This is a genomic window from Undibacterium umbellatum, assembly GCF_014284125.1.
Taxonomy (GTDB): domain Bacteria; phylum Pseudomonadota; class Gammaproteobacteria; order Burkholderiales; family Burkholderiaceae_D; genus Undibacterium; species Undibacterium umbellatum.
The window spans coordinates 74,462-99,929 of sequence record NZ_JACOFX010000016.1; the positions used below are offsets into that span (position 1 = coordinate 74,462).

General features: G+C 50.8%; 23 protein-coding genes. 4 read left to right on the forward strand and 19 right to left on the reverse strand.

Annotated elements, in window-relative coordinates; all coding sequences use genetic code 11:
• Positions 1 to 128: 128 nt before the first annotated feature.
• The 3 genes from glpD to H8L47_RS22780 form a co-directional block, all read right to left on the reverse strand.
• Complete coding sequence (gene glpD, locus H8L47_RS22770; RefSeq protein ID WP_186955903.1) at positions 129 to 1,688, reverse strand: glycerol-3-phosphate dehydrogenase; 1,560 nt, start codon at positions 1,686 to 1,688, stop codon at positions 129 to 131.
• Complete coding sequence (locus H8L47_RS22775) at positions 1,685 to 2,818, reverse strand: SMP-30/gluconolactonase/LRE family protein (RefSeq protein ID WP_186955904.1); 1,134 nt, start codon at positions 2,816 to 2,818, stop codon at positions 1,685 to 1,687. Before H8L47_RS22775 ends, glpD begins: the two co-directional genes overlap by 4 nt.
• Before the next feature lie 145 nt (positions 2,819 to 2,963).
• Entirely contained in the window at positions 2,964 to 3,467 is a 504-nt protein-coding gene (locus H8L47_RS22780; protein ID WP_186955905.1) for a hypothetical protein, read from the reverse strand.
• A gap of 319 nt (positions 3,468 to 3,786) precedes the next feature.
• On the opposite strand from H8L47_RS22780, the gene H8L47_RS22785 reads away from it, so the two are divergent.
• On the forward strand, positions 3,787 to 4,443 hold the full coding sequence (locus tag H8L47_RS22785) for a thiol:disulfide interchange protein DsbA/DsbL (protein WP_186955906.1): 657 nt from the start codon (positions 3,787 to 3,789) through the stop codon (positions 4,441 to 4,443).
• A 62-nt stretch (positions 4,444 to 4,505) separates the two neighbouring features.
• Here H8L47_RS22785 and H8L47_RS22790 read toward each other — a convergent pair whose 3' ends face one another.
• The 7 genes from H8L47_RS22790 to H8L47_RS22820 form a co-directional block, all read right to left on the reverse strand.
• Complete coding sequence (locus H8L47_RS22790; protein ID WP_186955907.1) at positions 4,506 to 4,901, reverse strand: YccF domain-containing protein; 396 nt, start codon at positions 4,899 to 4,901, stop codon at positions 4,506 to 4,508.
• Between the two features lie 84 nt (positions 4,902 to 4,985).
• Positions 4,986 to 6,209, reverse strand: coding sequence for an ABC transporter permease (locus H8L47_RS22795; protein WP_230413877.1), 1,224 nt, complete (start codon positions 6,207 to 6,209; stop codon positions 4,986 to 4,988).
• Entirely contained in the window at positions 6,206 to 6,961 is a 756-nt protein-coding gene (locus tag H8L47_RS22800) for an ABC transporter ATP-binding protein (protein ID WP_186955908.1), read from the reverse strand. The genes H8L47_RS22795 and H8L47_RS22800 overlap by 4 nt, the downstream gene beginning before the upstream one ends.
• A complete protein-coding gene (locus H8L47_RS22805) occupies positions 6,961 to 8,133 on the reverse strand; it encodes an efflux RND transporter periplasmic adaptor subunit (RefSeq protein WP_230413878.1) in 1,173 nt (390 codons plus the stop codon). Before H8L47_RS22805 ends, H8L47_RS22800 begins: the two co-directional genes overlap by 1 nt.
• 129 nt (positions 8,134 to 8,262) lie before the next feature.
• Positions 8,263 to 9,819, reverse strand: a complete 1,557-nt coding sequence (locus tag H8L47_RS22810) for a hypothetical protein (RefSeq protein ID WP_186955910.1) — start codon at positions 9,817 to 9,819, stop codon at positions 8,263 to 8,265.
• Complete coding sequence (locus H8L47_RS22815) at positions 9,819 to 10,553, reverse strand: ABC transporter ATP-binding protein (protein WP_186955911.1); 735 nt, start codon at positions 10,551 to 10,553, stop codon at positions 9,819 to 9,821. The genes H8L47_RS22810 and H8L47_RS22815 overlap by 1 nt, the downstream gene beginning before the upstream one ends.
• Before the next feature lie 142 nt (positions 10,554 to 10,695).
• Entirely contained in the window at positions 10,696 to 11,208 is a 513-nt protein-coding gene (locus H8L47_RS22820) for a DUF1269 domain-containing protein (RefSeq protein WP_230413879.1), read from the reverse strand.
• A 352-nt stretch (positions 11,209 to 11,560) separates the two neighbouring features.
• Here H8L47_RS22820 and H8L47_RS22825 point away from each other — a divergent pair, with 352 nt between their 5' ends.
• The gene (locus tag H8L47_RS22825) at positions 11,561 to 12,313 is read left to right on the forward strand and encodes a substrate-binding periplasmic protein (RefSeq protein ID WP_186955912.1); all 753 of its coding nucleotides are present in this window, start codon (positions 11,561 to 11,563) and stop codon (positions 12,311 to 12,313) included.
• A gap of 40 nt (positions 12,314 to 12,353) precedes the next feature.
• Here H8L47_RS22825 and H8L47_RS22830 read toward each other — a convergent pair whose 3' ends face one another.
• A complete protein-coding gene (locus tag H8L47_RS22830) occupies positions 12,354 to 12,746 on the reverse strand; it encodes a VOC family protein (RefSeq protein ID WP_186955913.1) in 393 nt (130 codons plus the stop codon).
• Between the two features lie 87 nt (positions 12,747 to 12,833).
• Positions 12,834 to 14,963: a S9 family peptidase gene (locus H8L47_RS22835; protein WP_329605483.1), complete on the reverse strand. Its 2,130-nt coding sequence runs from the start codon at positions 14,961 to 14,963 to the stop codon at positions 12,834 to 12,836.
• 265 nt (positions 14,964 to 15,228) lie between these two features.
• Between H8L47_RS22835 and gshA the strand changes: the two genes are divergently transcribed.
• Together gshA and H8L47_RS22845 are read left to right on the forward strand one after the other, a co-directional pair.
• Positions 15,229 to 16,857 (forward strand): glutamate--cysteine ligase, encoded by a 1,629-nt coding sequence (gene gshA, locus H8L47_RS22840; RefSeq protein ID WP_186955914.1) that lies wholly within the window; start codon positions 15,229 to 15,231, stop codon positions 16,855 to 16,857.
• 259 nt (positions 16,858 to 17,116) lie between these two features.
• Positions 17,117 to 20,104: a tetratricopeptide repeat protein gene (locus H8L47_RS22845; RefSeq protein ID WP_186955915.1), complete on the forward strand. Its 2,988-nt coding sequence runs from the start codon at positions 17,117 to 17,119 to the stop codon at positions 20,102 to 20,104.
• Positions 20,105 to 20,304: 200 nt separating this feature from the next.
• Here the strand turns inward: H8L47_RS22845 and H8L47_RS22850 are convergent, their stop codons facing one another.
• From H8L47_RS22850 to H8L47_RS22880, 7 genes are all read right to left on the reverse strand, one after another.
• Entirely contained in the window at positions 20,305 to 20,529 is a 225-nt protein-coding gene (locus H8L47_RS22850; RefSeq protein WP_186955916.1) for a hypothetical protein, read from the reverse strand.
• A gap of 201 nt (positions 20,530 to 20,730) precedes the next feature.
• Positions 20,731 to 21,522, reverse strand: a complete 792-nt coding sequence (locus H8L47_RS22855) for a TIGR00266 family protein (RefSeq protein WP_186955917.1) — start codon at positions 21,520 to 21,522, stop codon at positions 20,731 to 20,733.
• A gap of 150 nt (positions 21,523 to 21,672) precedes the next feature.
• Positions 21,673 to 22,230 carry a cysteine hydrolase family protein gene (locus H8L47_RS22860; RefSeq protein WP_186955918.1) on the reverse strand — a complete coding sequence of 186 codons (558 nt, stop codon included), beginning with the start codon at positions 22,228 to 22,230 and terminating at the stop codon, positions 21,673 to 21,675.
• Positions 22,223 to 22,951: a metallophosphoesterase family protein gene (locus tag H8L47_RS22865; protein WP_186955919.1), complete on the reverse strand. Its 729-nt coding sequence runs from the start codon at positions 22,949 to 22,951 to the stop codon at positions 22,223 to 22,225. Before H8L47_RS22865 ends, H8L47_RS22860 begins: the two co-directional genes overlap by 8 nt.
• A 22-nt stretch (positions 22,952 to 22,973) precedes the next feature.
• Positions 22,974 to 23,501, reverse strand: coding sequence for a GNAT family N-acetyltransferase (locus H8L47_RS22870; protein ID WP_186955920.1), 528 nt, complete (start codon positions 23,499 to 23,501; stop codon positions 22,974 to 22,976).
• A gap of 35 nt (positions 23,502 to 23,536) precedes the next feature.
• The gene (locus tag H8L47_RS22875) at positions 23,537 to 24,094 is read right to left on the reverse strand and encodes a helix-turn-helix domain-containing protein (RefSeq protein WP_186955921.1); all 558 of its coding nucleotides are present in this window, start codon (positions 24,092 to 24,094) and stop codon (positions 23,537 to 23,539) included.
• A 67-nt stretch (positions 24,095 to 24,161) separates the two neighbouring features.
• Entirely contained in the window at positions 24,162 to 25,325 is a 1,164-nt protein-coding gene (locus H8L47_RS22880) for an aminotransferase class V-fold PLP-dependent enzyme (RefSeq protein WP_186955922.1), read from the reverse strand.
• Between the last annotated feature and the right edge of the window lie 143 nt (positions 25,326 to 25,468).

The following is a 25,468-nucleotide window of genomic DNA, read 5'->3' on the forward strand; positions in this document are numbered from 1 at the left end:
GCGACAGTGCGCAAATTTCTAGGGATAAACTGCGAAACCTGAGGATAGTCAGCAGTCATCTAAAGTCGCAACAGAAGGGAATAATATTGGTTTGCTATGACATGAGCATGTCACCCTGAGACAGGCTACTAAGTTGGCCACTGGACCGATGTTGCATTAAAATTTAGCCATTCCTGCAAGTGACTGGCATCTTCACCCAGTAAGTGCAAACCCAGACGACTGCGGCGCCAGAGTATATCGTCAACCGTACGCGCCCATTCATGCTTGACCAGATAGGCCGCTTCTGCGGTATACAAGCCGGGTACCAGCATTTCACCCATATCGGCCAGCGAATATTTATCTTTCAACAAAACATGAATGCGACTGCCATAGGCATGTGCATAGCGTTCTGCCAGATGCGGTGGCAGCCAGGCATATTGCTGCTGGCATTGCTGTATGAATAAGGGAAATTCGCTGACAGCGCGATTTTCCGGGGATTCACTATAAATATCACCGCCGGGCAGGCAGGCATGCTCGGTCCAGGCAGTATTGGCATTGTTGAGCAGGGGAGCCAGTATGGACAGTGCTTCTTCAGCCAGTTTGCGGTATGTGGTGATTTTGCCACCAAACACATTCAAGACTGGCGCACCGGCAGTATCGAGTTCCAGGCTATAGTCACGGGTCAGGGCAGCGGCCTTTTCCTTGCCTCCCACAACCGGCTCTTCCACCAGCGGGCGCACACCGGAATAAGACCACAACACATCGGCAGGACTGATTGCCTGGGTAAAATAATGGCTGGCCAACCCGCACAGATAGGCTACTTCTTCCTCGCTGATCGAGACTTCATCCAGCGAGCCCTGGTAATCCAGGTCGGTCGTGCCTATCAGGGTAAAGTCTTGTTCATAAGGGATGGCAAACACGATGCGGCCATCGGGATGCTGGAAAATATAGGCATAAGGATGATGAAATAAACGCCGCACGACTATATGGCTACCCTTGATCAGTCTCAGGGTTTTTGCTGCCCCCTGATGCAGAACCTGCTGCAGGGTATTGACGGCCCAGGGGCCGGTGGCATTCACCAGACTACGGCTTTGCACCATCATCATGCTGCCGTCCGCCGTTTGCAATTGCACCAGCCAGTACTGCTCTTGCCGTCTGGCAGAGACACAACGGGTGCGTGTCATGATGACAGCACCTTTTTCTGCCGCCTGCATGGCATTCAAGACAACCAAACGGGCATCATTGACCCAGCCATCTGAATAGGCAAAACCACGGCGGAAGTCAGCGAGCAGGGGTTGCCCGGCGATATGTTTTTGCAAATTGATGGATTCAGCACCAGGCAACAATTCGCGTTTCGCCAGATGGTCATACAGGAACAAGCCTGCCCTGATCATCCAGGCCGGGCGCTGTCCTTTATCATGCGGCATGACAAAGCGCAACGGACTGATGATATGTGGGGCAGAACGCATGAGCACTTCGCGCTCTTGCAAAGCCTTGCGCACCAGGCCAAATTCATAATATTCAAGATAACGCAAACCGCCATGGATAAGCTTGGTCGATGCGGATGATGTATGGGAAGCCAGGTCGTCTTTTTCACACAAGAGTACGCTCAAGCCACGGCCAGCAGCGTCGCGCGCTATACCCGCACCATTAATGCCCCCGCCGATGACGAGCACATCGACTTCCCGCATGGCAGGCTTGCTCTTCATTTTTTGACCAGATGATTCGGTAACCAGCCTATGCCATGGGCATGCAGGCTCTGTATGTATAAACGGTCTTCCGTCTCAGTGACGCCCGTGGTTTCTGGATATCGGCCGGTCGGGTCCTGCAAATCGGCGACGATTTTTCCGGCTTCGTTAAATGCCAGCACATGGCCATAGGCGGGTGGCACTGGCCACAACACACGCGGCAGGCGCAAGGTGATGCTGCGTAACCAGGGTTGTTCTGCCATGTCATCAATCGCAGCGCCGCGTGGCTTGGCCAAACCCAGCCAGATACGGCCATCAAGGCCACGCATGAGATTGTCAGGGTAACCTGGCAAATCACGCAGCAAGAGACGGGCCAGTTTTTTATCTGGCTTGTTTTTCAAGTGCAACTGATGGGCATCGATCGAAATTCTCCAGATGCGGTACTCGCCTGTTTCGGCAACAATCAGGTGCTGCTCGTCTGCGCTGAGTACCAGGCCATTGGCAAAACACAGGCCGTCAGCAATGACGCGCGTCTGTTTGCTGGCGGGGTCGTATTCCAGTACGCGCCCGGTAGAAGAGTGTTCGAGGATGTCAAGAACGCTGGCATGGAAGGTGCCGCCAGATTCCCTGGCACCAAAGCGTTGCGATGCATCGGTGAAATAAATCTTGCCAGTTTTGGCGACCACCACGGCATCCGCATACAAAATTGGACTATCCCCGATTTTGTCGGTGAGTACCGTTATTTGCTTGTCAGGTGAAATCGAGAGTATGCCGCGAAAGGCATCGGCAGCGATCATATTGCCTGCAGCATCAAACATGAAACCCAGTACCCGTCCGCCGGTATTCACCCAGACTTCACGCTGGCTGCCGTCGGCCTGCATGCGCAAAATCGCGCCGGATGTCACGGCGGCATACAACTTGCCATCCGGGCCTATGGCGATATGCTCAGGGCCGGTTTCTTCACCTATTGCTATGGTTTTCAATGCCGCCAGTTTTTCATTGCGGGCATGCGGTGGTGAATAACCAGCAAAAGGCGTGGCTTGCCAGGCGACGGGGTTGATAGGCACAGGTGCCAGCAAGAGATAGATAAGAACGGTAGCCAGCAAGGCCAGCGCCAGCAACAGCAGGCGTATGATCCATTTCTTCAACACTTATCTCCTCGCATTTCAAGACTACGCAACAGGAATCCCCAAGGGGGTATCCCCGGCAATTCTGTATTTTGCACTGTCCGGATAATATTTTGATATTTATTTTACGAGATGTTGCAATGAGGCAGAAAATGGCGTGCTCAGGATTTTAACCAAGGCAGCGCACAGCGTCGTAAGTGCGCAACCAGGTCATTTGCAAAATACGCGCGTCATTGCTGGCGCGATGACGGGAAATATTCAAATCTTCCTGCACCTGGTGCTTGGTTGCATGCCACAGGCTTTCTTGCTGCGGACTGATGATTTCGCGCAAATCTGCCAGGCGAAAATTAGGGACCCTGTCGACAGCATCATATAAGCGCGCCATCCAGACGTAGTCCTGGGTCCAGCCGTCGGTATAGACTGTCAGCCCGGCCAGCAGGGTATTGAGTTGTTCCGTCACCAGGCTGACGGATTTGCCTCTTTCGACCAGGATTTCACGCGGGATGCGGTGTATGAGTGCGGCATGAACATCCCAGTGCTGCCACTCAGATTCCGGCCTGATCAGCGTGCACCAGCCTTCGCCATGACGACGTGAGAAGCCAACCTCAATCGGATAGCTACCTTTGCCAAAGCCCGAAGCTTCGAAATCAATCACGATAGGCACGGTCATCATCGCATATGCTCCGCTGGGTGATAGTGTGGCAATTTGAGCCAGGAGCCGGGAGTCAAAGCCCGGGCTTCAATTCCTGCTAGCTAAAACTCATTTTTCTATGAATACCTGGAGCACGCAAGTTTTTGCATAAAAATTTATTCGGTTTATATCTGCATTTAAAGATAGTTCATGAATATGTCGCAATTTATAGTCTGGGTTTATGAACATTTTAGTCGCCGGCTTGTCAAAAAAACAGAGTTCGTCCGGTAGCTGCGCTGCCAAATTGCGAAATTACTGGTAAGCTCAACGACTTGTTTTGCTCTCTGTTAAAAGGAAATTCATGCGCTTCTTACGCTTACTGCTCATTACCCTGGGTTTTGTCTCTGCGACAGCACTCGCCTCGCCTGCCGCTCCCAAGGAGGGCGCAGACTTTATCAGCCTGAAAACGCCACAAACCACGCAAGCCACAGGCAAGAAAATTGAAGTTATAGAATTTTTCATGTACCACTGCCCTGCCTGTAATCTGCTGGAGCCTATCGTCAATGAGTGGAAGAAAAAGCAGGGTGACAACATCGTTTTTCGCCGCATACACTTGCCGTTGACAGGTGAAAATGATCCTGAAGCACACTTATTTCTGACCTTGGAAGCAATGAATCTGGAAGCCAGCCTGCATGCCAAAGTGTTGGCAACCTGGCATGTAGAAAGAAGTCGCCTGACCAGCGATGCTGACAATACAGCTTGGGCAGTCAGGAACGGCATAGACAAAGCCAAGTTCCTGAGCTTTTACAATTCCTTTTCTGTCATCAGCAAATTGAAGAACCTGGGCAAACTGGTTGCCAGCTATCAAGTCGACAGTACACCAACCTTTATCGTCGATGGCCGCTACCTGACCAACCCTTCCATGGTAGGTGCAGCCAATGCCAATATCCCACGCGATCAACTCGGCCAGGCCACCATGCAATTATTGGACAGTTTAGTTGCAAAAAGTAAAAAGTAAGCTGATTTCACACATTAAAAAAGCTCAGGATTCGCATCCTGAGCTTTTTTTATCGACCACCATCATTTATCGACGACAGTCTTGCCTATGGGCGCCACGGCAATTGCTGCCAGCTTCAAGTGCTGAATACCAAACGGTATGCCTATGATGGTGACAAAGCAAATCAGGGCAGACATCAAATGCGCCAATGCCAACCAGACACCGGCAAAAATGAACCAGATGACATTGCCTAGCATGCCCAACAGACCGGTACCTATATCTTCCTGTCCGCTGGCATCTGCGCGATTCACCACCTCTTTACCAAAAGGCATGAAGCTCAATTGCCCTATGACAAAACAAGCTTTGCCCCAGGGTATGCCTACGATGCTGATAAAAGCGATCAAGCCCGCTAACCACCAGCCCAGCCCTGTCAAAAAACCGCCCAAAATCAACCACAGAATATTACCTAATAGACTCATAGATTACTTTGCAATTTATTAATGTACGACATTGTATTGCCAAAAAAGCCAGATAACCAGGAGAATCGCGAAAGTCCTTATTTATCACTCATAACGCAAACAATCCACTGGCAATAAACGCGACGCACGGCGCGCTGGATAAAAGCCAAAGAAGATACCGACAAAACTGGCGAAGCCGCAGGCAACCACCATGGCTTGCAGGCCTATAATGACTTCGAGTTTGCCGGTAGAAGTAATCGCTGCCGCACCTGCCATCGCCAGCAAGATGCCTATGATGCCGCCGACCAGGCAGATCACCACCGCCTCCGTCAAAAACTGCAACAGCACATCACGTGGCTTGGCACCAATCGCCATGCGTATGCCTATCTCGCGGGTACGTTCAGTCACTGATACCAGCATGATATTCATGATGCCTATGCCACCCACGATGAGCGAAATGGCACCGATGGCACCCAGCATGGCCGCCAGGCCGGCACTGATCTTGGCACCTGTCTCCGCAATCGAGGCCAGGTTATCGATACGGAAATCATCTTCCTGCCCAGCCTTGATATGGTGGCGGTCACGCAGCATGTCCTTGATATCTTCCTCTGCGTCCTTCAACTGCTTGTCGCTCTTGCCCTGCACCACCACATAATGCACATTGCGCGGGAAAGGGCTGCGCATCAGGGTAGCGCGGGCTGAGGTAATCGGGATCAACACCATCTCACCCAGATCACCGCCGTCAAACATGCGGCCCTCACCCTGTAAGACGCCAACTACCTGGAAAGGTACATTGTCTATGCGCACAAACTGGCCTATCGGGTTGTCCTTGTAAAAAAACTGGTCAGCCAGTTTCTTGCCTATGATGACCATGCGCGCAGCACCCCGGATATCAGAATCGCTGAACTCATTACCCTGGTCCACTTTCCAGTTGCGCACCTTAAACATTTCTGGGGTCACACCGAGCACGGCATTATTGGAATTATCATTCCCTACCGTCAATTGGAAGAAGCCCTGCAAGGCTGGCGCAGCGCCATTGAGACTGTCGAGTTGATTGAGCGCCAATGCGTCCTCTACTGACAGCGAAGGAGCAGTACCGGTACGCGCCCGCACCCCCTGGGTACGGTTGGCACCTGGCGAGATAATCATCAGATTACTGCCCAGTACTTCCAGTTCCTTGGCGATAAATTTCTTTGCACTTTCACCCACGGCCAGCATCATAACGACCGAGGTAATGCCGATGATAATGCCCAGCATGGTCAGCGCCGTGCGCAGCCGGTTGGCATTCATGGAACGGAATGCTTCTATAAATACCTGGAGGAAATTCATTTTCTGTCCCCCTGCGCTTCTGAATATTCAGCATGTGAGGCGGCCAGTTGGCGCAAGCCTTCTGCCGCCGGGCCATCGTACAGGACATGACCATCCTTGAGCCGCACCAGCCGTTTGCTGTAGGCCGCAATATCCGGCTCATGCGTCACCAGCAAGATCGTGATGCCACGATCTGCGTTCAATTGCTGTAGCGAACGCATGATGTCTTCGCTGGTCTGGGTATCAAGATTACCGGTAGGCTCATCCGCCAAAATCAATGGCGGATCAGCGACCAGGGCGCGGGCGATCGCCACACGCTGTTGCTGACCACCGGACAATTGATTCGGTAGGCGTTTGGCATAATCCTTGAGCCCTACTCTTTCGAGTTCCACCAGTGCTTTCTTGTGCGCCTTGTCACGCCCCGCTCCGGCATAGATCAAGGGCAGCGCGACATTTTCTGCCACGCTCATGCGCTTGATAAGGTTAAAGCTCTGGAATACAAAACCGATGGTGCGGTTGCGTATGGTGGCCAGTTCGGCACGCGACAGGCTCAGGGTATCGACGCCATTGAGCAGGTAAGAACCACTGGTGGCCTGGTCCAGGCAACCTAGGATATTCATCAGTGTTGACTTGCCGGAGCCGGATTGTCCCATGACGGCCAGAAAATCGCCACGCGGCACCTGCACGTCTATGCCATGCAAAACCTTGGTCTCCACGCCACCAGAGAAATAACTCTTGCTGACCTGGCGTATGGCTATCAGGGTATCGCTCATCAGCGTGCTCCGGCTTTATCCAGCGCACGGATAATGACTTTGTCACCTGGCTTCACATCACCGGAAATGACTTCGGTATATTTGAAGTTGGACAAACCAATTTTGACGTCCACAGTTTTTGCCAGGTTTTTGTCATCAAGTTTATAAAGTTTGAAAGTGCGGGTCAGGTCTTTTTTGGTACGGAAAGCGACGTCATCATCCACATCTGGTGCAGGCAGATTGGCAGATGCTGAAGCCGCGCTTGCGGTTGATCCACTGGCATTTTTTTCCTTTTCCTTGAGCGCCTTGGCTTCTCTGGCCTGCTCTTCTTCGCTAGGCTTATAGCGCAGGGCAGCGGTGGGAATGCGCATCACGTTTTCGCGGCTGCCGACGACCAGGCGCACTTGCGCGGTCATGCCTGGCTTCAGCAACTCATCCTTGTTGTCGACATCCAGCACTACGTTATACGTCACCACATTCTGCTGCACATTCGCCGCCAGACGAAACTGGCGTAATTTGGCTTCAAATTCTCGGTCAGGATAGGCATCGACAACAAAGCGTGCAGGCAGGCCATCTTTCAAAGAGCCGACATCGGCCTCAGATACGCTGGTATCGATTTGCATTTTGGTCAGGTCACGCGCAATCTGAAACAGGTTCGGGGTCTGGAAAGAGGCGGCCACGGTTTGACCCATGTCGATTGTACGCTTGATGATCACGCCATCTATTGGTGAACGAATGACGCTGTTATTCAGGTCAGCCCTGACGCGGTCAAGTTGCGCTCTGGCCAGTTTGATATTTGCATCAGCCACTTCCACTTCACGTTTGGCCTGGTCCATGGCGGTGCCGGAGATATAGTTTTGCGCCACCAGTTTCTGGTTACGCTCAAGATTAGCCTGCGCCAGACGCTTGGACGCCTCTGCAGATGCCAGGCTGGCTTCGCTTTGCTTGATCTGGGCATTGAAAATAGTAGGGTCTAGCTTGAGCAAGACCTGACCTTGCTTGACGCGGTCATTGAAGTCTGCCTTCAATTCCACTACGGTGCCTGATACCTGCGAGCCGACATTGATCAGCGCCACAGGGTTGAGCGTGCCGCTGGCGGTCACGGTCTGCGTGATATTGCCCTTGTCCACGACGGCGGTCTTGTATTTGGGTTCTTCTTCCTTGGGCTTACCATGCTCCTTTTGATAGTACATGGCGGCTGCTACGCCTGAGAGTAAAAGAACAATGGAGACAACAACGCGTTTCTTCGTGAACACAGGCATGGTAAGAGATATCCCAGATTGTTAGGTACGCATCAACAGGTAAAAAAAATAGACCACTATTTATAGATTTCGTTCAATACGGGAGAACCAGGCGATAGCCACGATCAGTAATGCTATCGACAAGGGAAGCAAACCCCAGACACCATATAACATGCCGACAACGATGCAGGCAGCCCAGGAGAAGCTGGAAGCAGTTTCAAGCAAGCCCGCCATCAAATGCGTCTGCCCGCGCTTGTTGAACTGAGCACGGCTGGCCGCTTTGGATTGCCACAAATGGATAACGGCCGAACTCAGCATTGCCGCCAGGGTACAGACGATGACAGCCAGGCCCAGTACAAATTGCTTGATCAGCAGCCACAGCCATGCTGGTGAGATAAATAACATGACTGGCAAGATAGCCGCCAACAACTTGCTGGGGAGGATCAACTGGGCTTTGACAGGCGATGCCCACAACAAGTCAGGTGCGTCTTCAGCTGAGACGATAATCCAGATCAAGGAACCAGCCAGTGAGGCGGCCAAAAAAACCAGACCTGAGGCCACACTGGGCAATAAAGAATTGGACTTGAACATGACAAGAAATAAAGGTGCGATATATAGTACATGCAACAAAACCTTGGAAATCAGGTTAGCGTCACGCGCAATCAGGCGCCATTCTTTGAGAATGATGGTAGTTCGCAAACTGCGTCCAAAATTGCCAGTTTTCTTTATAGCTTTCTGCCCGTCTGATATCGCCAGCTTGCGTGGCTGACCAACTGCTTGCTGCACGCCTTTAATAAAGAAACGATGGGTGGATTGCGCCGTCAGCAGAAAAACCATTGCACTGAAAAACAGGATTCCGAATATCGCCGCTGGCGAGCCAAACAAAGCCCTGGCTGGCATCCACACCATGCTGTCGGCATCCAGCATGCCACCGGGCTGGAACCACGGCAGGATATGCTGCATCACTGTCTCGCGGACTTCATTCCCCAGATTGCCAAATAATTGTGTGATAAGGAACATGCTGGCACCCGTCAGTGCACTCAGGATTTGCGCCAGCACCAGGGTCTTGCGGACGCCAAAACTTTTGACCAAAGCCAGGGCCAGCAACATGGCCAGCGCAGCAGCCAGGGTCGACATGGCAAGCAGCGCAGGATAAATACCCAGCCAGCGCCATTGCCCCAGAATCAAGCCTGTATTCGCCACTGGCGTCAGCAAGGCAAAAAACCAGATGCCAGCAGAAAAGACGATACCTGTCAGCCTGACCTTGAATATGGTTTTCGACGACAGTGGTGATGACAGTAGCAAATCCAGATCACCACGCTCAAACAAGGCCCTGACACTATGTGCCAGGCCTATCGACAACATAAGACTGAACACAGCCAGCATGGCGACACCAGCCCCCATCAGCAAGGGCGCTGGTACAACTTCTTGCAAAGGCGGCATCTTATGCATAAAGAACCAGACGCCGAGATGGGCAAATACATACATCAAGCCTATCAACCACATGCCAAACACCGACATGCCACGTACCGCTGCCTGACCAGGTTTGCTATCACCTTTGTCATAAAAAGCCAGACGGCATTCATGGGTCAGCAACCAGAGTGAACTGCCGGGTTTGAATTGCCAACTACGGACCATTATGCTGGCTCCGTCAATTGCAGGAAAATTTCTTCCAAAGTACCTGCTGTCTGGCTGGTCTGGCTGCGCAATTCTTCCAGCGTTCCTTCTGCGATGAGTTTGCCGTGCTGTATGATGCCTATGCGCTCAGCCAGGCGTTCGGCGACATCGAGGATGTGGGTGGTCAGGATGACGGTACCGCCCTGTTTGACATGGGTCAGCAAGACATCCTTGACTTGTCTGGCAGCGGCGGCATCGAGGCCAGTCAAAGGTTCATCCAGGATGATAAGTTCAGGCTGATGTATCAGCGCCCCGGCCAGCGCCAGCTTTTGCTTCATGCCACGGGAGAAACCTTCCGTCAGTTCATCTGCATGTTTGAGCAAATCCAGCCATTCAAGCAATTCACGCGCTTTGGGTTCGGCAACTTCCGCAGGTACACCCCACAAGCCGGCGACAAATTCCAGATACTCAAACGGTTTAAGTTTGTTATACAACATGGGGTCGTCAGGCAGATAGGCCAGCTTGCTTTTGGCCAGTGCAGGGTCAGCTGCCAGTTCATGTCCCAGTATGCGTATGCTGCCACTATCGGGAGATAGGAGGCCTGCCACCATGCGCAAGGTCGTGGTCTTACCTGCACCATTTGGTCCCAGCAAGGCATATAGTTCCCCCCGGCGCACGGTGAGATTGAGGTTTTCAACGGCAGGTCTGCCAAAGTTCTTGCAAAGCGCGTGCAATTCCAGAGCAGTGGCTGTCATTTTCGGCAATGTTGTCTAAAAAACGTTCATTGTATGCCGAATTTATTCTAGGTAATGAGATGGATGTAAAGCGAGGGAAATTTCAGGGAATGCTGCACCCCGCCCGCGATGGGTGTGATGCAGGCTTTGATAAAACCAGGTGCTAACTGAACACTGGCACATGCGGATCAACGCCACCGAAGCGAATTTCTGGATGACGGTTTCTGACCAGTTGCTGGATTTCGGCTATCCGCTTAAATGGCACATCCACCATCAGCAAGACCTTGCCGTCTTCTATATCTGCCATGAAGGGCTTCAGACTGGAACTGGGTATGGCTTTGGCTGCCTTGGCCGATGCCCATGATCCAAACAAGGAGCCGCCAATCGCAGACAGCAGCACGGCTACGATGCGCATTTCCATACCTTGAGGCGGGAAGATCAGCCACAAACCACCTGCCAGCAAACCTGCGATGCCACCAATCAGCATTCCCACTTCAGCACCGTGGATGAGATCAGTTTTCTGAAAGGAATTGGCTTCAGGCATATCGGATGGCAGCATGCCTTCCTTCGCACAAAAATGCATATGTCGCTCATCAATACGAGCAAGTAAAAGCTCATCCAGCATCGCCCTGGCACTACTCAGGTCAGGCAACATGAAATACAGTCTGCGTCTCATGACTATCTCCCTAGAGGTAAGAAAGCACGGAGGCAGTTGCGAGAATATCGCGGTGACCACGATGGTCAGGGGACAAGACAGCAAGCATCAGTATCCCTAGTGGGGAAACCGACAGAATGTGCAACTGCCTTCATCTTTGTTATAGACAATTCCAGGGAAATTTCAAATGACAAATTGGACCAGGTTTTCATGTTCACTCATGAGAAAAAACTGTAAAAATTGATAAAAATTCACTTGACCAGTTTAAGCATAATCTGAATACTAGAATTTCGCTGTGAACATGATTTTGACTCAAGCTCACAGGCTAGCTAAAAAGACCAACAATTGCCTCCATTGGCAGTATGGGACCGGAATGAAAAAATTCATTTGCCTGCTTGCTTTGCTCTGCAGCCTGCCCAGTCAGGCGCAAAAAGTTACTGATGCGCAAATCAAATGGGTCACGGCAGAATTACCGCCCTATCTATGGCTAAACCACAATGTGCCGCAAGGCTATGTCTATGAATTGATTGTGGCTATGTCAGCACAACTGGGGCGCAAACCCGACCTGAGTATTTATCCATGGGCCAGGGCAATCAAAATGACCAGGGAAGGCCGGAATTATGGCGTCTTTCCACTGCAAAGAACCCTGGAACGCGAAAGCAGCTACAAATGGCTAATCCATTTGGGCACAGCGCCAAACCGTTTTTTTGGCAAGCGATCTACGATAGCTGGAAACGTCAATATTGAGCATGCTTCAATCGAACAATTGCGCGGTTTGCGGGTAGGCATCGTGCGCGGCTCCTCATTGGAACAAGAATTGCTTGCTGAAAATTTTCGCAATATCCAGTATGAAAAAGATTACCAAAGTTTGCTCAAACTATTGCAGTTGGGTGGGCTGGATGCGGTTTACTCGGGTTATTCCATCATGATATCGGCGGTAGAAGAATATGGCTTCCGCCTGGAAGATTTCACGACCGGCCTGAATATGGGCAGCGCCGAGCTTTACATGGCCAGTTCCATGAATGTCAGTGAAGAGGAAGAACGCGTCTGGCGCAAAGCCTATGAAGTTTTACAAAAAGATGGCACAGTACAGCGGCTGCGCAAAAAATACTTTTCCTGGGAATAAAGCTCTTGCTTTTTTACAAGACGAGAGCTCCCAAAAATTGTTAACCGCCCATAGGGGTGCACAATTCCACCAGACTGCCATCAGGACAACGCAGATACGATACCACCTGGCCCCAAGGTTTTTCAGCCGGTGCTGCCAGTTCCTGTGCACCAGCAGCGATGGCTTGAGCATGCGCGACTGCCACGTCCGCCGTAGTAAATGCAACTTCCATCCCCAGCGGTTTTTCTGAACTGTGTGCCGCCACATGGCCACAGGAATAATTCATATCCCCCATGGCATGGGCAGCAAAGGCCAGCGTCGTGGCACCGGTGTCAAGTTCACCATACAGGCCAGACTCATGCAAAAATCGGGTAGAAAAACCGAAGGCTTTTTCAAAAAAAATAAGCGATGCGGCGACATCGGGGACATAGATAATGGTGTAAGCGAAATTCATGATTCAGTCCTTCATTTTGCAGCAGGTTAAACCTGGCCTCATCATGCGAAACGAAGCCAGGCATGTATCACATCTATATCACATCAACTATTCTTTAATACCCCATTGCGAGAACATCCAGGCCATATTGAATGCTCCTTCGCGCAAGGCATCGTACCGGCCAGATGCGCCGCCATGCCCTGCAGCCATATTGATTTTGAGCAGTAGCGGATTTTTATCGGTTTTGAAATCACGCAGTTTGGCCACGTATTTGGCCGGTTCCCAATACATGACCTGGCTGTCATTCAAACCTGTGGTCACCAGCATGGCCGGATAGGCCTTTCGGGTAATATTGTCATAGGGTGAATAGCTGCGCATATAGTCGTATGCTGGTTTTTCGTTCGGATTGCCCCATTCCAGATATTCACCTGTCGTCAAAGGCAGGCTGGCATCCATCATGGTGTTCATGACATCGACAAAGGGTACGGCGGCATGTACGGCGCGGAACAAGTCAGGCCGCATATTGACGACAGCACCCATCAGCAAACCACCGGCACTGCCACCCTGGATAATCAGCTTGCCTGCGCTAGTCCATTTTTGTTTGATGAGGTAATCGGCGCTGTCGATAAAATCATAAAACGTATTTTTCTTTTTCATCAGCATGCCATCTTCATGCCAATGCTCACCCATGTCGCGGCCACCGCGTATATGTGCCTGCACATAGATGACGCCACGATCCAGCATACTGAGGCGGCTGGAAGCAAAGGTCGCTTCGGTTGAATAGCCATAGCTGCCATAAGAGTACAACAGCAACGGTGCTGAACCATCGAATTTCACGCCTTTTTTATACACCGCCCACAATGGCACTTTGACTCCATCCCGGGCCGTCATCCACAGGCGGCGGCTTTCATATTTGCTGGCATCGTAACCACCAACCACTTCTTGCTGCTTGAGTACATAACGCTGCCCAGTCGCCATATCCACGTCCAGGGTAGTCGGTGGCGTCACGGGTGACTGGTAAGACATGCGGAAGCGGGTGGCAGAAAATTCTGGCGTAGCGGCACCCATCGCGAGGTAGACGGGGTCATCAAATTTCACCGTCTTCCATTGCTTGCTATTGAAATCATAAATGCGTGCCCGGTTCAAAGCCTGGGTCTTTTCTGTGATGACCATGTAGTCTTTGAACAAGTCCGCATTGGATACCAGCACATCAGGATCATGTTTGACCACTTCCTGCCAGTGCTTGCTGTCAGGTGTTGCCAGCGGTGCCCGTACGACGCGGAAATTTTTGGCATCCTTGTTAGTGACGATATACAACTCGCCATTGCGATGCTGGAGGTGATAGCGATGGCCTTTTTCACGTCCAAGTACACTACGGAATTGCCCTTGTGGTTTGTCTGCAGCCAGCAACATGACTTCACTGGTATCAGTGGCGTTGCTGTTGACGACGATAAACTGTCTGTCGCGAGTCGTGCTGACTTGCAGGCCAAATTGCTCAACGGCCTCATGCATGATTTCTACCGGAGGCTTGCCGATTTCCATACGGAACAGGCGGTCAGAACGTTTGGTGGTTGGGTCTTCCTGCACAAAAAACAGGGTCTTGTTATCTGCAGCCCAGGCCATCGACGTTACACGGGGCTGACTGTCACTGAGCAATTCACCAGTGCGCAAGTTCTTGATTTGCAATTGATACTGGCGATAACCAGTGGTGTCCGTGGTATATGCCAGTAATTGCTCATCCGGGCTGACGGAGCTGCCACCCACGGCAAAGAATTTTTGTCCCTTGGCCATGTCATTCTGGTCCAGCAAAATTTCTTCGGCGAGCTTGTCATCATAGGCCATGTCAGCACCGGCGCGGCGGCGACAATACAACTGGTACTGCTTGCCTGCCTCTGTACGCGAATAATAATAGTAACTGCCGCGACGCACTGGCACGGACAGGTCTACCTCTTTCATCCTGCCCTTGATTTCTGCATAAAGTTTGTCAGACAGGGGTTTAATGTCTGCCGTCAGGGCTTCGGTATACGCATTCTCTGCATTAAGATAAGCAATTACCTCAGGATTTTCTTTTTTTTGCAGCCAGCGGTAATCGTCAGTGACGACTTCGCCGTGACGGGTTTCTTGCCATTTGATTTTGGCAGCCACAGGCGGCACGGGGTCGGCAGCCAACACCAGACCGGATGTTGCCAGTCCAAGTACACTGGCTGATACGAATACAGACATTTTTTTGATGGACACTTCAACTCCTGTATGAAAAAGAATAATGCATTCTAAGTCGATGCTAACAAAACAAGAAATATTTTATATATTGCTGCAGTGCGGGACCTATTGGCCTTCAATGCCGCCTTGAAATCGGCTGGTCATGAGACCGTTATAAACTAAAAAAGTTTTCATATATGAAATTTAAGCAAGCTCGTATGCCGTTTTCATTTTTCGGCTATGCTTGCTCGATATTTTTTGCAAACGTGATTGCAAAGACAACTGAATCTTGAAGGAAGACACCGTGAGCACTCTGTTAAACCGACGCCTGACGCTACTCGATAGTGATGCAAACCGACCTTTGCTGGCCGGTGGTTTGCGTGGTATCGAACGGGAAACCCTGCGGGTACATGCAGATGGCAAACTGGCTTTGACGCCGCATTCTCCAGCCCTGGGTTCAGCTTTGACCAATCCACAAATCACAACCGATTATTCCGAATCTCTGCTGGAGTTTATTACGCCAGCAGAACCAGACATCGCCACCGCGCTCGAAGAACTCGACAATATCCACCGCTTTGCCTATACCGTCATGGGCAATGAAATGCTGTGGCATCAATCCATGCCCTGCACCCTGCCGGAAGAAAAAGATATCCCTATCGCCTGGTATGGCGATTCGCATATAGGCATGATCAAGCATGTATACCGCCGTGGCCTGGCACTGCGTTATGGCAAGAGCATGCAATGCATTGCCGGCATCCATTACAACTATTCGTTGTCTGAAGATTTGTGGAAAGTCTTGCAGCAGGCAGAAAATACCAGCGGCAGCGCCATGCATGTGCAGTCCGAAAATTATATTTCACTGATACGCAATTTCCATCGTTATAGCTGGTTGCTGATGTATCTGTTTGGTGCCTCGCCTGCGCTGTCCACCCCTTTCTTGCGTGGCCGCCCGCATCAACTGGAAACCCTGTCCGACGATACCCTGTATCTGCCCTATGCGACCAGCCTGCGCATGAGCGATCTGGGTTACCAGAATAATGCCCAGTCTGGCCTGGTGCCGCCGTATAACACCTTGCTAGAATACATGCGCAGCCTGTCGCTGGCAGTGCGCCAGCCCTACCCGGCCTATGAAAAAATAGGTACGCAGCAAAATGGAGAATGGGTACAGATCAATACCAATGTGCTGCAAATTGAAAACGAGTTCTATGCCACGATACGGCCTAAACGCGTCATCAAGACGGGCGAGCGCCCAGTTGAAGCACTATGTACACGTGGGGTGCAGTACATAGAAGTGCGTTGCATGGATGTCAATCCTTTCGACCCACTCGGTATCAGCCTGGAAACTTCACGTTTCCTGGATGCCTTCCTGCTATTTTGTGCGCTGGAAGAAAGCCCTTTGACGAACCAGGCTGAAGGCGATGAAAATGTCGAGAATTTTGCCCTCACTGTCAAACAAGGCCGCCGCCCTGGCCTGATGTTGTCTCGCCAGGGGCGAGCGGTTTCCCTGCAAGACTGGGGCAAGGAATTATTGGACAAGATTGCGCCGGTAGCCGTCCTGCTGGATGCACAGCGTGGTGATAGCAGCCATGTGCAAGCCATGCGCGTGCAGACTGAAAAACTACAGCATCCTGAACTGACGCCATCAGCACAGGTACTGGATGCCATACGAGCAACGAATAATTCTTTCACCCAGTTCGCTATTCAACAAAGCACGCGCCTGGCCGAAGAATTCCGCGCCCGCCCGCCTGCGCCAGACCAGCTTGCCCTGTATACAAAAATGGCAGAAAAATCCCTGGCAGAACAGACAGAGATGGAACGCTCGCAAAGCGGCAGCTTTGATGAATTCATCGCACACTACGGTTCACGTACGTCCAGCGAAATTTGTTGCGATGTGTATGCCAGTAATATGCTGAAGCAAACCATGGACGTGTAAGTGACAGCTTCAAGGGTCGTAAGAGAAGGGTTGTAAGCGAACAACAGGGGCAATTTTTTGCCCCTGTTGTCTTTTTGTAGCAAGCATTCACTGCCAGATAAACTCATCAACATAGTCCATATGCTTAGTACGGTATTTTATGCGCACACGAACCAACAAAAAATAGAACTCAAGTAGTTTTATAAGCGAGATGTAAAATATCGTCATCAATGCCTATGCAGTTTATCTACAGGCGTTTTCTCAAATTTGGATATCATTCATGTTGAATTGGCTTAAAAAACAATTTACTTCCGCGTCACAAGAAAAAAAATCACAAGCCATAGAAGCCAGGGTAGCGGAATCTGGACAGCCAGAACAGGCGGCGGATCTAAAAGCGCAGGGAGATGCCTTATTAAAACAAGGGAAACCATTGGAAGCGCAACATTGCTATGAACAGGCCATCGGCATAGATCCAAAAGACGCGAGTACCTATAATCAACTTGGCGACTTGTATTATGAGCGCCGCGATCTGAAGGTAGCAGAAGCGCATTATCGCCAGGCCGTCAGTCTTCAACCTGGCTTTGTTAACGCTCTTTTAAATCTGGGGCTGACACTTGACGAGTCAGGACAATTACTTGAAGCAGAGTCTTGTTATCGCCAAATTATTTCTATCAAGCCGGATGAGGCATTGGCACACTACAACTTGGGTGTGACCCTCACATCACAAGGAAGAACAGAAGATGCAATCGCTTTTTGCCGCCAGGCGCTTGCCCTCAAGCCGAAATTCAGCCAGGCGCACTTCCAACTTGCAAACCTGCTGGGAACGCAGGGAGATGTGAACAATGCTGAAAAAGCACTTCGTCGAGCAATAGAATGTGACCCGCAATTTATTCAAGCACATTGGACTTTGGCCAACTTTTTGCAACAACAAAATCGACTTCAGGAAGCAGCACAAAGCTTTAGGGAAATTTTGGAGATTGCTCCAGAGCTTGATCAGGCGAGAGACGCCTTATTGTCCATCCTTTTTTCAACTCGACAGTATTCTGAAGCAGAATCCATTTACAGGAAAATGTGCCTGGCCAATCCTGAGGATGCAAACACACAAAATAACATGGGGGTCGCGCTAAAAGAGCAAAACAAGCTTGCAGATGCAGAAATATGCTTTAAGTCCGCGATACAACTGCGCCCTGTTTTTGCTGAGGGCTACTCCAATCTAGGGGCCATCCAATTACTGAAAAATCAGTTGCCAGAGGCGATTGCCAGCTACCAGAAAGCGATCGAAATCAAGCCCGCTTCAATGGAAGCCTATTCTGCGCTTGCGAGAATTTTGATGCAGCTCAAGCGCACCGAGGAAGCCAAGAATCTGCTTTTGGATGCTATCAAACAGGATGACAATTTTGCCCTTGCTCATTTTGATCTGGGCTTGCTATACGAAGAGCAGGGTGAGTTGACCAAGGCAGAAACAGAATTTCGCAAATCCCTGGAATTGATGCCCGGACATCCCATAGCACATGGTTACCTGGGTGTATTGCTCATGAATCAGGGGCGGTACCAGGAAGCCGAAACCAGTCTGCGGCACTGTATCCAAGTGCAACCCAATGAAGCTGCGGCCCATGATAACTTGGGAATGGTTTTTTACCTGCAAAATAAATATTCCGAGGCAATTCCTCACTTTAAGCAAGCCCTGGAAATTAACCCGGCTATTGAAAACACGTGGAACAATCTCGGCGGCACATATATCAGACTAGGCCAATGGAGTGAAGCAGAGACCTGCTATAACAAGTCCCTGCATATCAATCCCGACAACCCGCTGACGCACATTAACCTTGCCAAAATCCACCTGAACCAAAAAAGATTTTCCAAGGCAGAAGCCAGTTTCAGGTCGGCACTGAAAGGCAAGCCTGATGGTTTTGGGGATGCCTATACAATTCTGGGGACCATCTTACAATACACCGGCCGACACAAGGAAGCACTGACTTGGTTCCATACTGCTCTTACAAAAGATCCCGGTTTCATGGAAGCGCATTGTCATTTGCTATTCCAACTCTGCCTTGGCAGCTCTGGTGCTCCTGCAGAGTACCGTGCAGAGGTGCTCGCCTATCAGAATAAACTTTCCTTGAGTAGTACTCCCTATACCACATGGAAAACGTCATCTCAAACTGGCCGTAAACTACGTGTGGGCGTAGTCTCTGCCGACATGGGAAACCACCCAGTGGGCTATTTCCTGGAAAATGTACTGAAACATTTTGATTTTCAGGAAATAGAACTCGTGGCATTTTCCAATAAAACCCGCAACGACAACGTCAATACACGCCTGAGACAGTACTTCAGTTCCTGGCACTCCATTGAGAGCATCGGTGACTCTGCCGCAGCGGAAATGATACATGAACAGGGCATCGATATACTGATCGATCTGGCGGGGCATACTGCTGGAAATCGCCTGCCTGTATTTGCCTGGAAACCTGCGCCGGTACAATGTAGCTGGCTAGGTTATTTTGGTTCAACCGGCGCACCCGGCATGGATTATGTCCTGGCAGACTACATCTCTGTGCCAGAACAGCACGAGGAATATTTTTCCGAGAGAATCTGGCATCTGCCTGAAACACGTTTGTGCTTCACGCCTCCTGCCATGCAACCCAACCTGGAGGTAGCGGTGAATCCTTTACCCGCTTTACGCAATACCTATATTACTTTCGCTTGTTTCCAGAGCGTGGGCAAGTTGACTGACTTTACTCTCGAATTGTGGGCTCAAGTCTTGCAAAGACTGCCAGAAGCACGCTTGAGGTTACAATGCAGGGAACTGGAAAATGCCGAAACACGTTTAGTTACACAAGAGCGCTTGCGTCAATTTGGCATAGCGCCTGAGCGTACTGAATTACATGGTCCAAGCTCTCGTGAAGCCTATCTTGCCGCCCACAAACAAGTGGATATGATACTTGATACCTTTCCCTATGCAGGAGGGACAACTACCTGCGAGGCTTTGTGGATGGGTATACCTACATTGACATTGACTGGCTCCACCATGGCATCCAGACAAGGAGCAAGCCTGCTCACTTATGCTGGTCTGAACGACTGGATAGCCAAAAACGGGGATGAATTCGTAACGCTTGCCATTTCACATGCCAGCGATCTCAATAAATTGTCACAACTGCGTTCAACTTTACGGGAACAGGTACTGGCGAGTCCTCTTTTTGATGCACCACGCTTTGCCGACAATCTGCAAGATGCCCTGCGGGGAATGTGGGCAGAATTTACCCATAAAGAGTAGACCAACTGTTGCAGAAATTGACAATTAACACAGAGTTCGCGACAACTATAGGTTAAGTCAATAAGTATGCATTCGGTATCCACAAGCACAAGTTGGGAGCGCTGATCGATAGCATCATCAACGCAACGTCCTATGGTTGTTGTGGCTTAGTGATCTGGCACGCTATCAAGGCTTGAAAAGGTGTGAAGAAGCCTGAAGACTTATTTCTTTTCTGTACCCTTGGTACGCAAGTCCTCGCGTTGCTTTTCATACTGCTCGTAAGTCGTCTTGTTTTGCTGGAGGCAAGTCTTGCGTTCATTCCAGTCCTGGATTTTTTCACATTGGCGCTGGTTGGAATCTTGCCCTATATCATAGACAACGGCACAGCCTGTCATGGCAAGCTGGCTACCAAGTATCAAACTTAAGAGAAATGCTTTTTTAGACATAAAAGACTCACGGAAAATAAAAAATAGAAGTAGTAGCTGAATATAGCGTTCACGATAGACACACGTAAACCACTTTTAGTTCCAGCGACGAGCAATTCCCAGGCAATAAAAAGTACAGGGGCCACTCATGTTTTAAATGAGTGGCCCCTGTCTTTGAACGATTATGGTTTCAATGTGGCTTAGTTTCGGCGTAGTTGTGGCTTACTTGTCTTCAAATAAATTACCCAGGCTGCCAAGTACCGAGCCTTGCTCACCACCTTTGCTGCCACCGATTGCCGATGCACCAACAATACGGTTGGCCAGACGCGCCAGAGGCAGTGACTGCAACCAGACTTTGCCAGGGCCGCGCAGATGGGCAAAGAACATACCTTCACCACCGAATAGCGCGGTTTTGACACCTCCGACAAACTTGATGTCGAAATCCACTTCTTGGGTGAAAGCCACTACGCAGCCGCTGTCAACGCGCAGGGTCTGGCCGGGTTGCAAAGTTTTTTCGATAATGGCGCCACCGGCATGGATAAATGCCAGCCCATCGCCTTCAAGTTTTTGCAGGATAAAACCTTCGCCGCCAAAGAAGCCGGCACCCAGGCGTTTTTGAAAGGCGATACCAAGAGAAACACCTTTTGCCGCACAGAGGAAAGCATCTTTCTGGCACAGCAAGGTACCGCCCAGTTGGTCCAGGTGCATGGGAATGATTTTGCCGGGATAAGCAGCACCAAAAGCAACTTTTTTCTTGCCCGCACCACTATTCATAAAGACTGTGGTAAATAAGGATTCGCCCGTCACCAGGCGCTTGCCCGCACCCAGCAATTTCCCCAGGATGCCATTCTGGCTTGCCGAACCATCACCAAAGATGGTTTCCATTTGTATGTCATCTTCCATGTAAAACATGGTACCGGCTTCACCTATGGCTGCCTCACCAGGGTCGAGTTCGACCTCGACAAATTGCATGTCGTCGCCAAAAATTTTGTAATCTATGACATCCATAGCCATGATGATTTTCCCATTGAGTAAATATGATTCCGCAAACCCGCGCGGCTTGATGGGCATTCTATGAAATTTTCTGGCTTTAGGGTAGATGTTGGAAGCGGTAATTTTTGAAGAAAATTACCGCTTCCAATCAAACCTGTAATGGCGATATTTTTAGCCCAGCAAGCTCGCTGTATCAAGCACAGTCGCGTATTCACTCTGCAGATTGCTGAGGGCATGCAGATGCACTTCTTCTGCGGTTTGGGGTTTGCCCTGCAAATCGAGTCTGTCAAAACTGAAGCAGGCATCGGCTACCACCGTGGTCGCAAAGCCCAGGTTACCGGCGCTGCGGGCAGTTGCCTCGACTGACATATTGGTGCTGACACCGACGATCACCAGGTCTTTGATACCACGCACATGCAACCAGCGTTCCAGACCTGTATTGACGAAGGCATCGGTGACATTTTTTTCGACCACATGTTCGCTTGCTAATGGTGTGAAACTATCTTGAAATTCATTGCCAGGCTGACCTGGCCAGAATACTGACAGAGGTGAGCGCGACATATGCCGCACATGCACAATCGACCTGTCTGCTACGCGCCATGCTGCCAGCAACTGCCGGATATTTTCTTCCGCACTCAAGTTATTCCTGCGCCCGGATTTAGGGTCAGCCATGCCACGTTGCATGTCGATGATGATCAGTACCGTATTTTGTTTTTCCATATTATCCATTCATGTATCCACTGCACAGGGCCCTGGCCCAGTCTTTACGTCCACGCATGGCAGCAAGCTCTGCCATTTGCTGATATCCATAAGGAACATTGATCAGGCTGGCGGTCCAGCCATGCACCATCTTTTCAATGATGGCATAACGCGCATCCGGCGAGCCGGATTCAATGACGTGCGGGTGAGGATAATCATCTGCATATGCAGGGTGGCCGACACTGCCAGGGTTGACGATGAGCTGGCCGTTAGCGTTGCGCACGCTGCGCGCGACATGGCTGTGGCCACATGCTATCACCGCTGCATCAAACTGGCCTAAGCGGGCATCGACTTCTTGTGCAGTCGCATTCCTCTCCGCTGTCTGCAGCAATGTCACAACATCACTGGTGGGCGTGCCATGGCAAAGCAAAACTTCTTCACTTATGCGCAACACGGGTTTTAAACTTGCTATCCATGCTTTCTGTTCTGCAGTTATTTGCTCATGAGCATGAACATCGCCAGCGCCGGAAAATTCATTAAGCTCCAGAATTTGCCTTTCATGGTTGCCTGCCAGGTGTATCCAGCCAGCTTGCGACATCAAGAAATCCGCCGTCTCTTTAGGCAGCAAGGGGCCAGACAGGCTGTCGCCCAGATTGACGACCTGATCAACACCACGCAAGCGCAGATCAGAAGCTACTGCCTCAAGTGCAGCCAGATTACCGTGTATATCTGAAATCACTGCGATGCGCATTTAGTTTACTCCGCTATATCTGCTATATCTGCTTGTGAAAAAAAGTCGTCCCACAAAATTCACCGTCTGGCATCAAGGCGTAGTTGGGTACAACACCTACCTTTTGCCAGCCAGCACGTTCATACAGACGCTCGGCATCGCCTCCGGTGACGGTATCCAACACCAGCACTGTCTTGCTTTCGGATTTGGCAGCTTGTTCCACTGCCGCCATCAAGGCTTGCGCAATGCCCCTGCGACGTGCCTTCCTGTGCACCAGCATCTTGGCGACATCGGCGCGGTGCGGCTGATTGTCTGGCATGGCAGTAATCAATTGTACCGTGCCTATGATATCGCCGTTGTCATCCCTGGCGACCAGCAAGATGCGCTCCCTGCGCGCCACGCCGTCGGCAACATCCTGCCAGAATTGCAGTGCACGTTCGTGCGGCAGGGGCCACATGAAACTGACGGACGCGCCACCGGCCACACAGTCCGTCAATACTTCTGCCAATGCAGCTACGCTTGCTTGTGCTTCTGCACCGTCAAGAATCTGGATATGGACTTGCTCAGACATGATTCGCTCCATGAGTTGAAAACTGTAAGAAGTGGCTACTTGCAAAGCGCGACGAGGTAGCGCGCCGCGACTTTTCCAGGATTATGGAAAGTAATTGGTTTATCCAGTGTCATGGAAAGACAGTCGCCCGTCTGCAAATCCCAGGCTTGCTCGCCCACCTGCAAGCGCATCACACCGACCAGTATCCAGACTTGCTGCTGTATATCCACGTCGCGATGGAAACTGTCATAGCGCACGGTCTGCCCCGCCGGGAATTCAACCTCCACCAATTGCAGGGGTGAAATCAGGCCAGGTGAAAGATTGCGGCGCATATAACCGGAAGCAGGATCAGTCCAGCACACCTGCTCGGCCAGACGCGAGACTGGTGTAGCCACGGTTGCTGGCGTACTGTCCTCAAACAAGGAAGCCAGCGTCACGCCAAGACCCACGGCCAGCTTGTCCAAGGCTGCCGCCGTGGGGCTGCTCTCGCCCCGTTCTATGAGGGAAATATTGGAACGGCTGACGCCGCTACGCTTGGCCAACGCATCGAGCGACAGCTTTTGTTGATCGCGCAATTCGCGCACCCTGCGGGCAATAATCGTATTGATATCCATAAATTCCATTATATAGGATATTAAAATCCTGTAAACTGGAAATTATCTCGATTGCCTTTGCCCTATATCAGGCTTGCGTCAGTTGTTTGATCGCTGCCACCAGCTTGTCGAGGTCTTCCAAACTGGTGTAAAGATGCGGTGTCACCCTGACGATGTCATGTCCATCCAGCTCACGTGTGACAGTGAATATCTTGTGCTCGCGCATGAGGTAATCGACGATGGCATGACCAGAATTGCCAGCGATGCCAAATCCGGCAATCGCACAGGACCGTTGTGGGTCAGTTGGCGTCATGATGCGCACATCGGGTAAATCGCGTACCTGGTTGACCCAGTATTGCGTCAGGTAACGCAGGCGCGCCTCCTTGTTGGCGGAACCTATGGATGCATGAAACTTCAGGGCATCCAACACCGTCAATACATTCGCTGGTGGCACCGTACCTACTTGTGTGAACTTGAAAATCTCATTGTCGGCAAACTTGGCATTGCCAAACAGCGGTGCAATATCAAGCACCCGGTTTTTACGTATATACAGCAGCCCCACGCCCAGCGGCACGCCCAGCCATTTGTGTAAATTAACCGCGACAAAATCTGCACCCAGTTCTGTCATGCGGTAGTTCAAGTGGGCAAAGGAATGCGCTGCATCGACCATGACATCTACGCCATGACGCCTGGCCATGGTGGTGATCTTGGCCACGGGCATGATCTGCCCCGTCCTGTGCACCACATGAGTGACCAGGATCAGTTTAGTCTTTGGCGTGATCGCCTGTTCATACTGGGCCACGATTTCTTCATCACTGGCAGGGTCTAACGGCAATTGCAAATGTCGCAGCTGTATCTGCTTGCGTTTCTCCAGCATCAGCAAGGTATCAATGACGAGATCATAGTCATGCGTGGCGAGTATGACTTCATCACCTGCCTGCAAGGGGTAACCCTGCAGCAGGATATTCATGCCCTCGATCAGATTGCGGGTCAGCACCAGTTCGCCCTCATCCACCCCACAAAAATCCTTGAGCGCCTGCATGACTTGAACAAACATGGGCGCATAACGCACTCTCAAGAAATACGAAGTCTCGGCATTCACTTGCGCCTGATAGCGCTGGAACGCTTCAAACACAGGCCGCGCCTGCACACCGAAATAGCCGTTTTCCAGATTGATAAAATCAGGTGAGACCGTGTATTGTTCGCGGATATCTGACCAGTAGGCCTCATCATCAGCAGTGATAGTTTTCATTTGACTCGACAAAAGCAACTCCTTCAATTTGTTTGATTTATGTAAATCTTCTGCACAATTCTATATGCAGAGGCCAGGGCAGATGAAAAGTTCCCCAGACGCCTAAAAACTGTCATGTGTTGGTCATAATTGCTGAGTTTGAC